The following is a 14,088-nucleotide window of genomic DNA, read 5'->3' on the forward strand; positions in this document are numbered from 1 at the left end:
CGGGCGCCGCCCTCAGCCGGCGTGCGCCAGGCCCGTCTTCGCCCCCGCCCCGCACAGCGGCACCACCGCCGTGCGCTCCCCGAGCGCTCCCTCCCGTACGGCGGCCCAGCACGCCACCCCGGTCGACTCGACGTAGAGACCGCGGGCCGCCAAGTCGGCCTGCGCCGCCCGGATCTGGTCCTCCGACACCGTGAGGAAACCGCCGCCCGAGTCGCGTACCGCCCGCAGGATCTGCCGGGCCCGGGGCGGGCGCGGGATGGCGATGCCCTCCGCGAACGTGGCCGCCGCCGGAGTCTCGCCGACCAGGTCGTCGGCGCCGGCCCGCCACGCCCCGGCGAGCGGCGCGACCGCCGCGGCCTGCACCGCGTACAGCGCGGGCGTCCGCGCGACGAGTCCCGCCGCCCGCAGTTCGCGCACCGCGAGCGCCGCGCCGAGCAGCAGCGTGCCGTTGCCGACGGGGACGACGAGCGCGTCGGGCAGCCGGCCGCCGAGGTCCTCCCACAGCTCGTGGACGTAGGTCTTGGTGCCGTGCAGGAAGTAGGGGTTGTGGACGTGCGAGGCGTAGAACGTGCCCGGCGCGTCGGCGGCGGCACGGGCCGCGCGGGCCGTCGCCTCGCGGTCACCGTCGACCACTTCGAGCCGCGCCCCGTGCGCGCCGATCTGCTCCAGCTTCTTCGGCGACGTCCCGGCAGGCACGTACACGGTGCAGGGCAGTCCGGCCCGCGCGCAGTACGCGGCGACGGCCGTGCCCGCGTTGCCGCTGCTGTCGGCGATCACGCGGTCGGGGCCGAGGCGCCGCGCGAGGGCGGCGAGGACGACCGCCCCGCGGTCCTTGAAGGAGAGCGTCGGCATCAGGAAGTCCAGCTTGGCCGAGACTCGCCCCTCCAGCTCCACCAGGGGCGTGCGGCCCTCGCCGAGGGAGAGCGCGGGCGCGGGCAGCGGCAGGCATTCCGCGTACCGCCACAGGGAGTTCACCCGCCCGGTCAGCGCGTCGAGAGGGGCGGGTACGGGGGAGAAGTCCAGGTCGAGGGGGCCGCGGCAGGCCGGGCAGGACCAGGTGAGCGAGCCCGGCGCGACGCGCGTCCCGTCGGCCGGGCACACGTAGTCGGGCAGGGCGGGCGGCTCCGTCGCGGGTCTCATGCGCGCAGGCTAACCGGGGCGGTTGTGCGCGGAGTGACCCCAGGGGCGCCCGCGGGTGGTGAGGGGGCGTCATGGTGGTGCGCCGCCGCTGCCTTACGTCCGGTCCTGGCTCTTGTGGGTTGCCCATGGATCCGCCAATCTTTCGTCCCGACGGAGGCAAGGGCGGGCGAGTCGTCTTGACATGACCCTGCCGCACAGTCCCGTCAGTGTGGGCACCACGGCACCAATCCCCCACCAGCGCACCACCTATTGAGGAGGACCCCTCAGATGGCAGTGACGCGTCACAACCGCCGAAGACTGGCCGGGATCAGCGCGACAGCGGTCGCGGCCCTCACCCTCGGCGTCGTCTCCGCCCTCCCGGCGACCGCATCGCCGGACCGCGCGGAAGGCACCATCGAGAACGCCGGCGCCCCCGGAGTGATCAAGAACAGCTACATCGTGAGCCTCGACAAGAACGCGCCCAAGGCCCGCTCAGCCGAGGGCAGGGCCCTCGCCAAGGAGTACGGCGCGAAGATCGAGCGGACCTACGACAAGGCCCTCAACGGCTACGCGGTCCAGCTCTCCGAGTCCGAGGCGAAGAAGTTCGCGGCCGACCCGGCGGTCGACGCGGTCGTCCAGAACCGGACGTTCACTGCCACCGCGACCCAGACGAACCCGCCGTCCTGGGGCCTGGACCGCATCGACCAGAAGAACCTGCCGCTCGACCAGAAGTACACCTACCCGGACTCCGCAGGGCAGGGCGTCACGGCGTACATCATCGACACCGGTGTCCGCATCAGCCACACCGACTTCGGCGGCCGCGCCTCCTACGGCTACGACGCCATCGACAACGACAACACCGCCCAGGACGGCCACGGCCACGGCACCCACGTCGCCGGCACCGTCGCGGGCACCCTGCACGGCGTCGCCAAGAAGGCCAAGATCGTCGGCGTCCGCGTCCTGAACAACCAGGGCTCGGGCACCACCGCGCAGGTCGTCGCGGGCATCGACTGGGTGACGAAGAACGCGGTCAAGCCCGCTGTCGCCAACATGTCGCTCGGCGGCGGCGCCGACAGCGCGCTCGACACCGCCGTGCGCAACTCCATCGCGTCCGGCATCACCTACGCCGTGGCGGCCGGCAACGAGTCGACCGACGCGTCGACCAAGTCCCCCGCGCGCGTGGCCGAGGCCATCACCGTCGGCGCCACGACCAGCACCGACGCGCGGGCGAGCTACTCCAACTACGGCAGCATCCTCGACATCTTCGCCCCGGGCTCCTCGATCACCTCCACGTGGAACTCGAGCGACACCGCGACCAACACCATCTCCGGTACGTCGATGGCATCCCCGCACGTGGCGGGCGCGGCCGCGGTCTACCTGGGCCAGAACCCCTCGTCGACCCCGGCGCAGGTCTCCGCCGCCCTGGTCTCCGCCGCCTCGACCGGCGTCGTCGGCAGCCCCGGCTCCGGCTCGCCCAACCGCCTCCTGAACGTCACCGGCGGCACCACCAACCCGCCGGGCAAGACGTTCACCAACACCGACGACTACGCGATCAACGACAACGCCACCGCCGAGTCGCCGATCACCGTCACCGGCGTCGACGGCTCGGCCCCCGCCTCGCTCGCCGTGCCGGTCGTCATCCAGCACACCTACATCGGCGACCTCCAGGTCCAGCTGATCGCCCCCGACGGGACCGCCTACACCCTCAAGGGCTACGGCACCGGCGGCAGTTCGGACAACATCAACACCACGTACACGGTGAACGCCTCCTCGGAGACGGCCAACGGCACGTGGAAGCTGCGGGTCAGCGACAACGCGGCCCAGGACACCGGGAAGATCGACTCCTGGGGCCTGCAGTTCTAGGTTCCAGGTTCTAGTGCCAGCTTCTGGTTCTGATTCTCGTCCTCGCGGTACGGCTCCGGGTCGGTGACCCAGCCCGCCGCGAGGACGAGGCGCGAGGTGCCGAGATGTCGAGGTTTGCTGCCGCATTACCCTTTCGCTCCTGCCCCCGATTACGATGCGCCGAGCCTTGCGCACCACCCTCGTAATCCCAGGAGAACGCCACCCGTGGACATACCGCCGCCGCCCGGCCCGTACGCACCTCCGCCGGGTCAGCCGGGACAGCAGGGGCCTCCGTGGGCCCCGGCCGGGCAGGCTCCGTACCGGCAGTGGCCCGGGGCGTACTCCCCGTACTCGCGGCCCCCGGTGAACGGCTTCGCCATCGCCTCCCTGGTCCTCGGCATCCTCTGCTTTCTGCCCGCCGTCGGCCTGATCCTCGGTCTGGTCGCCCTCGCGCAGATCAAGCGGAAGGGTGAGCGCGGCAAGGGCCTGGCCGTCGCGGGGAGCATCCTCTCCGTGCTCGGTCTCGTGCTGCTCGTCCTCGCCGTCGTCACGGGCGGCGCGCGGGAGTTCGCGGAGGGGTTCCGGGAGGCGGCGCGCGAGTCGCGGCAGGGCGCCTTCCCGGTCGACAAGGGCGGCTGCCTCGACGCGCCGGGCGGGAAGCTCGACTCCATGAAGTACGCGTTCCAGGTCGACGAGGTGCCGTGCTCCGGACCCCACGACGGTGAGGTGTTCGCGTCGTTCCGCGTGACCGACGCCCGTTACCCGGGCGACGACGCGCTCGTCGAACTCGCCGAGACCAAGTGCACCCGCCTCCATTCCGATTACGTCATGGACGGCTGGACGGACCTCGGCGACGCCGACATCTACTACTTCACGCCCGACCGGACCACCTGGCGCCGCGGCGACCGCCACGTCACCTGCCTCTTCGGCGCCATGGACGAGGAGCACCCCCTGAAGGGCTCCCTGCGCCGCGACGCCACCACGCTCGACGCCGACCAGCTCGCCTACGTGAAGGCGGACCGCGCCTTCGAGACGGTGTACGCCGCGACACCAGCCGCCGAGCGGTTCGAGGACGACCTGGAGGGCTACAAGAAGTGGGCCGCCCGCGTCGACAAGGCCCTCGCCGAACGCGCGCGGCAGCTGCGCGCGCACGAGTGGCCGAAGGGCGCCAAGGGGCACGTCGACGCGCTCCTCACCGAGATCGGCAAGGGGCGCAAGGAGTGGGCGAAGGCGGCCCGGGCCGCTGACGCCGACACCTATGACGACCACTACAAGGCGGCCCTGGGCGGGCTTGGCGACAAGAGCGCCGTCCCGGTCCGCGAGTCGCTCGGCCTCGCGACGACGTCGCCGCGGGACGCGACGCCGTGGGACGGTCCGGAGTCGGGCCTCGACGAGGACCACGGAGCGGACCCCGGGGAGGGCGCGGCGGTCTGAGACGGCGAGGCTGTCTGAGGGCGGTCCCGGGCTCCGTTGAAGCGGTCACCTAAGGGGATTTTGTCCGCTTCTGTGATAGTTCTTCGGTGTGACGTCCGCCGTGCCACCGCCCGCCGTGGCCAGGGCCCTGCTCCTCGCCACGGGGCTCCTCAACGCGTCGCTCACCGTCCTCGTCGCCGCCCCCCTGCCCCGCGTGCCGCTCCTGGTGCTCGTCGCGGCCGCGATCACCTCCTGGGGTCTGGTGCTGCTGCCCCCGGGGGCGCTCGGACTGGCCGCCGCCGCGCTCGCCGGGCGGCGGCACCCCTGGTGCGCGGGGCTCGCCGCGCTCGCCTCCTTCGCCGCCCTCGTCTACGGAGTCATGCCGTACGCGGCGGCGTACGGCACCGCGCAGCGGCAGGGGCAACGGCTGGCCCCCGCCCGGTACTTCGATGGCGTCAACTACGCGAAGGTGCCCGACCGCGCCCGCACCCTCACGTACGCGCGCGTGGGCCGCGGTCGCGGCGTGCGCCGGACGGAGGGGCAGAAGCTGCGGCTCGACCTGTGGGCGTTGCCCAAGCGCGGCGCGGTGCGGCGGCCCGCCGTCGTCTGGGTGCACGGCGGCGGCTGGAACAAGGGTCACCGCAGCCAGACCCCCGAGTGGAACCGGTGGTTCAACACCCACGGCTGGTCGGTCTTCGACATCGACTACCGTCTCGCGCCCCGGGTCACCCAGCTCGACCAGATCGGCGACGTGAAGTGCGCGGTCGGCTGGGTGCGCAGGCACGCGCGCGTGTACGGCGTCGACCCCGACCGCCTGCTCCTCGCGGGCAGTTCGGCCGGCGGCAACCTCGCGCTCTCCGCCGCCTACACCGAGGGCGACGGTCTCGCCCCGGCCTCCTGCGCGGTGCGGGACAGCTCCGTTGCCGGGGTGATCTCGCTCTACGGGCCCACCGACATGGGGCGCCTGATCGCCGGTACCGCCCTGCGCGGCGACCCCATGATCCCGCGCCTGATGGGCGGTTCGGCGACCAGCGCGCCCGCCCGCTACCGCCTCGGCTCACCCGTCCGGCTCGTACGGGGCGACGTGCCGCCCACGCTCCTGCTGCACGGCAGCGCGGACCGCGCGGTCCCGGTGGCGCAGGCGCGTGCGCTGGCCCGGCGGTTGAAGGAGGCAGGCGCCCCGGCGACGTACGTCGAACTCCCGTGGGCCGACCACTGTTTCGACGTCAACTGGGGAGGGTGGGGGAGCCAGATCGCCCGCGCCGCGACCGAGCGCTTCCTCCGTACCCTTGATCGTTCGCTATATCCGCGGAAAGGCCCTGCGTAAAGACCTGCGCCGCCAGAAATCATCACTTCGGGTGATTCCTTGGCCTAGGGTTGCGGCCAACAACCCACGGTTGCCAGGCTGTTGCTGTCTGTCAACCTGATGGGAGTGGCCAGTGACTTTCGGTGAGCAGCCGGCGTATCTGCGTGTCGCGGGTGATCTCCGCAAGAAGATCGTCGACGGTTCGCTGCCGCCGCACACCCGGCTCCCCTCGCAGGCGAGAATCCGCGAGGAGTACGGCGTATCGGACACGGTCGCCCTGGAGGCGCGCAAGGTCCTGATGGCCGAGGGTCTCGTCGAGGGCCGCTCCGGATCGGGCACGTATGTGCGGGAGCACCCCGTCCCCCGCAAGATCGCCCGCACCGGCTACCGCGCGGCGAACGGCGGCACGACCCCCTTCCGCCAGGAGCAGGCCGCCGACGGCGCGCGCGGCACCTGGGAGTCCCGCAGCGAGCAGACGGAGGCGGGCGTCGCGGTCGCCGAGCGGCTCGACATCCGCCCCGGCGACCGCGTGATGTGCACGAAGTACGTCTTCCGGGACGCCGGCGAGGCCATGATGCTCTCCACCTCCTGGGAGCCCCTCGCCGTCACCGGCCGCACCCCCGTGATGCTCCCCGAGGAGGGGCCGCTCGGCGGCTGCGGGGTGGTGGAGCGGATGGCCGCCATCGACGTGATCGTGGACAACGTCGCGGAGGAGGTCGGCGCCCGCCCCGGCCTCGCCGAGGAGCTCACCGCGCTCGGCGGCGTCCCCGGCCATGTGGTCCTCGTCGTCCACCGCACGTACTACGCCTCGGGCCGCCCGGTCGAGACGGCCGACATCGTCGTGCCCGCCGACCGCTACAACATCGCGTACCACCTGCCGGTGAAGTGACCCCCGCGGCAGCCCCCTTGGGCCCGCCGCACGAACGCCCGCCCCGCTCACCCCACTCACCCGCCCACCCGCGTCCCGTCGGCCTTCCCGGGAGCCGGAGGGGGCGGGTTTCGGCTTTTTCGGGGCCGGCCCCCGTCCCGCCGGGGCGGGGGCCGGGGCGTGTGCGCGGACCGGGCTCCGGGGTGGTCGGCGCGGCGGGCGACGGGGGCGCATTCGATGGATGCGCCCCCTGATGTCACCGGTGTGGCGCGGCGGTGGCCGATAGCGGCCCCCCTGCGTATCTCTTTGTGCAAAGCCGTATCCGCTGCGTAAAGGTCGGGCGTAGGCTCGGGCATATGCGGATTGCGGTTTCCTTATGGATCGAGGCGTGGGCGCGCCGGGGGTGGCGAGCGGAGGGGCGCGATGAATGACGGGACGGGTCTGCTGCCCTGGTTCGTGATACGGCAGGACAGCGACGGCAACCGCTACCGCGTGGGCAGGTACGCCACGAAGGCCGAGGCCCAGCGGATGGCGGACAGCCTCGACGACCGCGGGCACCGGCAGCTGTACTCCGTCGAGAAGCTGAGCCAGAACGGCAGCGGCCGCTGAACCGCACCGGCCCCCGCACCATTTAGGCTCCGGCGCATGACACGCATCGTGGTGGGCGCCGCCCTGTACGACGAAGGACGCCTGCTCGCCGCGCGGCGCAGCGCGCCCCCCGAGCTCGCGGGCGGCTGGGAGCTGCCCGGCGGCAAGGTGGAGCCCGGCGAGCGGTGCGAGGACGCGCTCGTGCGCGAGCTCCGCGAGGAACTGGGCGTCGAGGCCGCGCTGACCGGCCGCGTGCCCGGCGAATGGCCCCTGGCCAGGGGATATGTCCTGCGGGTGTGGACGGCCCGGCTCGTCTCGGGCGAACCGCGCCCCCTTCAGGACCACGACGCCCTGTGCTGGCTCACCCCCGACCGCGTCTGGACCGTGGACTGGCTGGCCGCCGACGTGCCCGCCGTCACGGCGGCGCTCGCCCTGCCGCACGCCGCGCACTGACCCCGCCTACGCCGTTCGTGCCACAGTGCGACGCGAGACGCGGTAAACCCACCTGGATATCGGGTATGTGCCCATTAACCCCATGAAACCGGACAGGTTCAGCTACTGGTCTGGAAGTGATCGGCGTGATCGACACCCAAGGCGACTGCGCCGAGTGGGCCTTCCCCGCTGACCCCGGCGCCGTCCGTACGGCACGCGCCGTCGTCCGCGCCCAGCTCGCCGACTGGGGGCTCGCACCCCTGGGCGATGTCACCGTGCTGCTCGTCAGTGAGTTGGTGACCAACTCGCTGCGCCACGCCTCCGGCCCCATCGGCGTACGTCTCGTACGCCCCGCGGACCCGGCGGGCGACCTCCTCGTGGAGGTGTCCGACCCGCTCCCCGACCCGCCCCTGGAGCGCATGGCCGCCCCCGACGACGAGGGCGGGCGCGGCCTCCAGCTGGTCTCCCGCTCCTCGCGGCGCTGGGGCACACGGCCGGGTCGCACGGGCAGGACGGGGAAGACGGTGTGGTTCGAGCTGGCCCTGCCGGGTTAGAAGACTGGCAGTGTGCGACAGGCGTCCGGCACTCGGGCGGCGCGGGCCGGAAAGCGTCGAGTCCGTGCCGTGATCGTGAACGCCGTGTGCCGCTGCACCGTAGTGCTGGATACTGCGGTCAGCCGTACGCGGTGACCGGTGCCGGGCGCGGTGAGCTGGAGGGGACGGTTCGCGTGAGCGAGATACCAGCGAAGGCGACGGAGCCCGAGGGGCCGTCGGGCGACGCGAAGGCCCACGGGGCCACGGACGAGGCGACGGACGACGCGGCGGCCGACACGGCGGGCGACACCGCCCCCGGCACCCCGCCGTCCGGCGAGACGTGGCAGAGCAACCCACCCGGCTCGATATACGACTACATCAAGGTCGCCTCGTTCTCCATCGGGGCCGACGGCCTGATCGACCAGTGGAGCGTGCGCGCCGAGCGGCTGTTCGGCGTGGCCGCCAGGGACGCCGTCGGCAAGGACCCCATCGAGGCCTTCGTGCCGCCCGAGCTGCGCGGCGGCGGCCACCGCAAGATGACCGAGATCCTCGACGGGCGGGAGTGGACCGGCGTGGTCCCCTTCCGGCTCCCGGAGGGCACGGCGGTGCCGGGAAGCGCCGACGGCGGCGGGGCCGGCGGTACGGAGGGCATCGCCGAGGTCTACGTCATGCCGACCGAGACCGAGGAGGGCGAGCGGGGCGCGGTCTGCATCGTCGTCGACGTCCGAGCGCTCCGGCAGATCGAGACGGACCTCGCCGCCTCACAGGCCATTTTCGGCCAATCCCCCTTCGGCTTCCTGCTCTTCGGCCCGGACCTGAAGGTGCAGCGCGCCAACCGCAGGTTCGCCGACGTCTTCGGCGGCGGCATCGAGGACCAGCGCGGCCGCACCGTCCACGACTACCTGCCCCGCCACGAGGCCGACCGCATGGCCGCCGCCCTGAAACGGGTCCTGGAAACCGGCGAATCCGTGACGGACCTGCAGATAGTGGGCCCCGCGCCCGGCAGCAGCGACCGCCGCCACTGGTCGATCAACCTCTACCGCGTGCACAGCGCGTCCGGCCGCCCCATCGGCGTCGCCGGCCTCGGCACCGACGTCACCCGGCGCCACGCGGCGGCCCGTGAGGCCGCTCACGCACGGCGCAATCTGGCCCTCCTGAACGAGGCGGGAGCCCGCATCGGCAACTCCCTCGACCTGGAGACCACCGCGAGAGAACTGCTCGACGTCACCGTCCCCGGCTTCTGCGACCTCGCCTCCGTCGACCTCTACCAGGGCCTCCTCGACGGCGACGAGACTCCGCCCGGACTCGCCGACGGCAGCGCGGACCTGCGCCGCGTGGCCTTCGCGAGCGCCGTGGCCGACGCCCCGTTCCCGGCGGGCACCGGACCCGTCGACGTCGGCGCCGTGCACCGCTTCGCGTTCACCTCGCCCTGCGCCGACGCCCTGCGCGCGGCCCGCCCCCGGCTGATCACCGGGGACGACGACGACTCCGCGAGCCGGCGCACCGGCGGCCTCGTCCAGTCGACGCTCGCCGTGCCGATGGTCGCCCACGACACCGTGGTCGGCCTCGCCCAGTTCTCCCGTACCAAGGGCAGCGAGCCCTTCGGCGAACGCGACCGGGCGCTCGCCGTCGAACTGGCCGCGCGCGCCGCCGTCTGCATCGACAACGCCCGCCTGTACCGGCGCGAGCACGAGCGCGCGCTGATACTGCAACGGTCCCTGCTGCCCCCCGGCGACCCCGAGGCGTCCGGCCTCGACATCGCCTGCCGCTACCTGCCGGGCAACGCCGCCACGGAGGTCGGCGGCGACTGGTTCGACGTCATCGAACTGCCCGGCCACCGCACCGCCCTGGTCGTCGGCGACGTCATGGGCCGCGGTCTGCGGGCCGCCGTCGCCATGGGAGAACTGCGGACCGCAGTCCGCACCCTGGCCCTCCTCGACCTGGAGCCCGCCGAGGTGCTCTCCGCACTCGACGAGATCGCCCGCGGCCTCGGCAACCCGGCGGGACCCCAGCAGTCCACCCGCGCGGCCCGCAAGGGAGCCGACGCGGACCTCGGCGAGGTCTACCTCGCCACCTGCGTGTACGCGGTCTACGACGCCGTCACCCGCCGCTGTACCTTCGCCAACGCCGGTCACCTGCCGCCCGTCCTCGTCGAGCCCGGCGAATCCGCGCTGATGCTCGACGTGCCGCCGGGCATGCCGCTCGGCGTCGGCGGCGAGCCCTTCGAGGACGTCCAGGTCGAACTCCCCGAGAACGCCCTCCTCGCCCTCTACACCGACGGCCTCGTCGAATCCCGCCACCACCCGCTCGACGAGGGACTCAACGCCCTGGTGAGCGCACTCAACCAAGCGCCCCCCGCCCTGGAGGACGTCTGCGACCACGTCCTGAACACGCTCGATACCCACCACGGCGAGGACGACATCGCGCTCCTCATGGCGCGCGTCCAGGGACTGCCCGCCGAGCACGTCGGCGACTGGACGCTGCCGCGCGACCCCAAGTCGGTCGGCCGCGCCCGCGAACTGGCCTGCGAACAACTGCGCTCCTGGGAGCTCGACCGGCTCTGCGACACCGCCGAACTGCTGGTCAGCGAGCTCGTCACCAACGCCCTGCGGTACGGAGAGGGCGACATCAGGCTGCGCCTGCTGCTCGACCGGACACTGGTGTGCGAGGTGTGGGACGGCGGCTTCGTCCAGCCGCGCCGCCGCCGGGCCAGGGACACCGACGAGGGCGGGCGCGGGCTCCAGCTGGTCGGCCTGCTCAGCGCGGCCTGGGGTTCGCGCAGGACACCGCACGGCAAGACGGTCTGGTTCGAACTCGCGCTGCCCGGCGACGCGGAACCGGTGGACCCGGCGGAGGCCCTGCTCAGCCTCTTCTGACCGGGGACGTCAGACCCGGCCGCCCGGCGTCGTACGGGTCGTGGCGCGCTTCCTGCGCCGCTTGTACGCGACCGTCGCCGCGACCCCGGCCGCGCACGCCGCCGCCACGGGGAGCACCAGGTCACCGGTGACGGGGCGGCCCCCGCCACCGGGGTCGGCCGGTCCCGGGGTGAGCGACGGGGCGGGCACCGGGCGGCCGGCGAGCACGGCCCGGTACCCGTCCGCGGCGCCGATGGCGGCCCCGGCCCAGTCGTTCTCGCGCAGGGCGGGCCCGATCGCGGTGGTGGCGACCGACCGGAGCCGCGCGTCGGTGAGCCGCGAGGAGGCGGCCACGGAGCAGGCGAACCGGCGGTCGTGCGTGGCGACGGCGAGCAGCACGTCGTCGGGGCCGAGGCCGTTGCGCTCGGCGGTGGTGTCCGCCCACTCCTGCGCGGGGCGGCCGGAGAAGTCCCGTACGTAGACGACGAAGAGCCGCACGCCCCGCTCGTCGTGGAGCCGGTCGAGGGCCTGCTCGACGGCGCCCCGGCGGCCCCCGCGGTCCCCGAGGGCGTTGCTCCGGTCGGTGATCCGGCCGGTGCGCGAGAGGGTGACCGGGTCGTCGGCTGCCGCGGGGGAAAGGCTCAGCGGCGAGCACCAGGCGAGCAGCACGGCGGCCGCGGCCGCCACTGCCCGCGCGGCCAGGTGCGAGGGCGGCATCACAGGGGGAGCGTATGGCGGCCCTCGGGGCACCGCGACCCGAGAGCGGTCCCCCCGGACGCCAACATTCCGCGTATGCCGCGCTATCGGCCTTTAGGCCAGAGCAGCGGCGTCGGCGACGCCCCGCGCCGGTCGTCTCAGTCCCGGCCCCACAACAACACCCGAGGCAGCTCCGCGGTCCTGTCGTTGTCGCCGGGACGCAGGCCGGACTCGGGGCGGTTCTTCCAGGTCATGGTGACCATCGGGGCGGCGCCCTCGCCGACGTCCACCTTCGAGCCCGCGTACCGCTGCCCGGCGGCCGTCTTCTCGCGGAGCCGGGCCGCGGTCGCCTCGGCCGCCCTCGGGGAGGCGGTGCGGGCGCAGAGCTTCTCCGAGGACGACGTGCCGTGCTTGCCGAGCCGGCCGCCGATCGCGAAGAGCACGACGTCGGCGTCCTCACGCTTCGCGGAGTACGAGGCCTCGTACACGTCGCCGAGGCAGTCGGCCACCGCCGCGTACGCCGCGTCGTCGCGCAGCGACCTGCCGGAGCCGGAGAGGCCGAACGCGATCTCCGAGCGCTTGGCGGCGCGTGCGGAACCGGAGACCTCGTAGGTCTCGTCCCCACCGCGCTTCCGGTAGCGGACGCCGTGGCCGGTGCGGGTGGCCCGGTAGCCCTGCTTCTTCATGGCGCGTCCGATCGCGTCCGTGTCGAACGACCCGGTGAGGTAAGAGCTGTTGCCCACCAGGACCGAGGTCTCCACGTCCTTCGTGTCGAACCCCCAGTCCGCGCGGACGCTCCCGCCGGTGTAACCGTGCTGGACGACCTCGAGGATGCCGAAGCCGTCCTGGCCGCGGTAGAGGGAGGGGTTCTTCCGGGCGAGCCGGCGCCCGGCGCGCACGTCCCGGTAGGTCAGCCCCTGGTCGGCCGCCGCGGCGGGCACCACGTCCAGGGCCCGCTCCAGCCCCGTACCGCCACCGCCGCCCCCGTCGCCGCCGGGCAGGGAGCAGGCCCCCGCCGCCCCCACGCCCAGCGCGCCGACGAGCAGCAGGGCGGGGAAGGGGCCGGAGCGTCGGGGTGTCCGCATGCGCGGCAGTGTGGCACAGCGGGCCCGCCGGGCACGGGGGAGCGGCAGATGTCAGCCCGCGAACTCCACTTCGGGGTAGCGTCCGGACGGGGCGTCAAGGAGGCCGTCGTCCCGCTGCTTCAGCCAGCGGTCGAAGAACGAGGCCACGTAGGCGCGTTGGGCCGCCACCGCGCGTGCCGGGTCGACCGTTCCTATGTTCTCCTCCAGTGTCTTGCGGTCCACCGCGGTCTGCGGCAGCAGCGCGGCCAGGTCCGTGTACGTCTGGTGCGCCGAGCCCCGCAGCGTGAGGTTCCGCTTCCATCCGGTGCCGTGGGACCAGAACGACCGCCAGGACGGCTCCGTCGTACGGTCATTGCCCTCGTGGCCCATCAGCAGGAACGGCCGGTCCAGGCCGTGCCGCGCGACCGGCATCAGATGGGTGCCGTTCGGTTCGGGGTTGTACTCCAGCGTGCCGTCCAGGTCGATGCCGGCCCTGACCCGCCGGTCCTCGTACATCGTCTCGGCCGCCGCGATGCCGCCCGCGGAGTGGCCGAACATGCCCACGCGCCGCGGGTCGACGATCCGGGACAGGCCGTGCGGCAGGGAGCCGAGGCGGTCCAGGACGAACCGGGAGTCGGCGACCCGGGCGCCGAGCGTCCGCTTCAGCAGCTTCGACATGGTGTGGTTCTTCTGGGCCTCCGCCAGCGCCTTCCGCAGCGGCGCGTCGTCCTTGACCGAGCCGTCGGGGAACTGCACCCCCGGATTCTCGTACGTGTGGTCGACGGTCACCACGACATAGCCGCGGCTCGCCATCTCCTCGACGAGGGAGGTGCCCCAGGTGCGCGGGTCGCCCGCGCCCGCCGCGTACACCAGGACGGGGCGCGGGCCGCCGCGGGTGTCGGCCGGCACGCCCTCGCGGGCATGCGTGGGCAGGGCCGCGAAGTCGATGGCGCCGCCGGGGATCCCGTGCGGCGACGTGGCGTCCCAGCGGGCGGCGGCGCCCGGCGCCATGTAGCGGGCGGTGCGGTGTCCGGGGTGCGGGCCGGGCGCGGCCGGATACCAGACGCTGATCATCAGCTCGCGGTACGGCCGCGAGGGCACCCACGGGTCATGGCGCGTCCGGTCGACGACGCGGGACGTGACCGTACCGATCTCGTACGGACCGGTGGGCGCGGGCAGCCGGGCCGCCGACGCCGTGGCGGCGGCCGGGGCGGCGTCGGCGGGTGTCCGCGCGGCCGGCGCCGCGGACGCGGGGAAGGAGAGCGCGGTGGCGGCGAGCCCCGCGGCGGCGAGCCCGAGGACCGATCGACGGGCCGGAAAGGCACGAGAAGTCATGTCTCCATGCTGATCGCCACCGGCCCCCCGCCACCAT

11 protein-coding genes and 1 pseudogene are annotated in these 14,088 nt (G+C 73.5%); 8 read left to right on the forward strand and 4 right to left on the reverse strand.

The features are described 5' to 3' along the window. Positions 1-12 precede the first annotated feature (12 nt). Positions 13-1,140: a threonine synthase gene (locus ACZ7DY_RS07990; protein ID WP_471131467.1), complete on the reverse strand. Its 1,128-nt coding sequence runs from the start codon at positions 1,138-1,140 to the stop codon at positions 13-15. A gap of 267 nt (positions 1,141-1,407) precedes the next feature. Here ACZ7DY_RS07990 and ACZ7DY_RS07995 point away from each other — a divergent pair, with 267 nt between their 5' ends. From ACZ7DY_RS07995 to ACZ7DY_RS08030, 8 genes are all read left to right on the forward strand, one after another. Continuing rightward, positions 1,408-2,982, forward strand: a complete 1,575-nt coding sequence (locus tag ACZ7DY_RS07995) for a S8 family peptidase (protein WP_471131470.1) — start codon at positions 1,408-1,410, stop codon at positions 2,980-2,982. A 204-nt stretch (positions 2,983-3,186) separates the two neighbouring features. Beyond that, positions 3,187-4,395 (forward strand): DUF4190 domain-containing protein, encoded by a 1,209-nt coding sequence (locus ACZ7DY_RS08000; protein WP_471131472.1) that lies wholly within the window; start codon positions 3,187-3,189, stop codon positions 4,393-4,395. 88 nt (positions 4,396-4,483) lie between these two features. After that, positions 4,484-5,701 carry an alpha/beta hydrolase gene (locus ACZ7DY_RS08005; RefSeq protein ID WP_471131475.1) on the forward strand — a complete coding sequence of 406 codons (1,218 nt, stop codon included), beginning with the start codon at positions 4,484-4,486 and terminating at the stop codon, positions 5,699-5,701. A 112-nt stretch (positions 5,702-5,813) separates the two neighbouring features. Next, the gene (locus tag ACZ7DY_RS08010) at positions 5,814-6,569 is read left to right on the forward strand and encodes a GntR family transcriptional regulator (RefSeq protein ID WP_471131478.1); all 756 of its coding nucleotides are present in this window, start codon (positions 5,814-5,816) and stop codon (positions 6,567-6,569) included. 402 nt (positions 6,570-6,971) lie between these two features. Continuing rightward, complete coding sequence (locus ACZ7DY_RS08015) at positions 6,972-7,157, forward strand: SPOR domain-containing protein (protein ID WP_471131481.1); 186 nt, start codon at positions 6,972-6,974, stop codon at positions 7,155-7,157. A 36-nt stretch (positions 7,158-7,193) separates the two neighbouring features. Next, positions 7,194-7,589 carry a (deoxy)nucleoside triphosphate pyrophosphohydrolase gene (locus ACZ7DY_RS08020; protein ID WP_471131484.1) on the forward strand — a complete coding sequence of 132 codons (396 nt, stop codon included), beginning with the start codon at positions 7,194-7,196 and terminating at the stop codon, positions 7,587-7,589. A 116-nt stretch (positions 7,590-7,705) separates the two neighbouring features. Continuing rightward, the gene (locus ACZ7DY_RS08025; RefSeq protein WP_471131487.1) at positions 7,706-8,122 is read left to right on the forward strand and encodes an ATP-binding protein; all 417 of its coding nucleotides are present in this window, start codon (positions 7,706-7,708) and stop codon (positions 8,120-8,122) included. Positions 8,123-8,295: 173 nt separating this feature from the next. After that, positions 8,296-10,977, forward strand: coding sequence for a SpoIIE family protein phosphatase (locus ACZ7DY_RS08030; protein WP_471131490.1), 2,682 nt, complete (start codon positions 8,296-8,298; stop codon positions 10,975-10,977). 21 nt (positions 10,978-10,998) lie between these two features. Here ACZ7DY_RS08030 and ACZ7DY_RS08035 read toward each other — a convergent pair. From ACZ7DY_RS08035 to ACZ7DY_RS08045, 3 genes and pseudogenes are all read right to left on the reverse strand, one after another. Further along, positions 10,999-11,673, reverse strand: a pseudogene (locus tag ACZ7DY_RS08035) (TPM domain-containing protein); the annotation flags it as partial. A gap of 137 nt (positions 11,674-11,810) precedes the next feature. Beyond that, positions 11,811-12,737: a hypothetical protein gene (locus tag ACZ7DY_RS08040; protein WP_471131492.1), complete on the reverse strand. Its 927-nt coding sequence runs from the start codon at positions 12,735-12,737 to the stop codon at positions 11,811-11,813. Positions 12,738-12,788: 51 nt separating this feature from the next. Beyond that, a complete protein-coding gene (locus ACZ7DY_RS08045) occupies positions 12,789-14,051 on the reverse strand; it encodes an alpha/beta hydrolase family protein (protein WP_471131495.1) in 1,263 nt (420 codons plus the stop codon). Between the last annotated feature and the right edge of the window lie 37 nt (positions 14,052-14,088).

Source organism: Streptomyces sp. NPDC037013, from assembly GCF_055607265.1.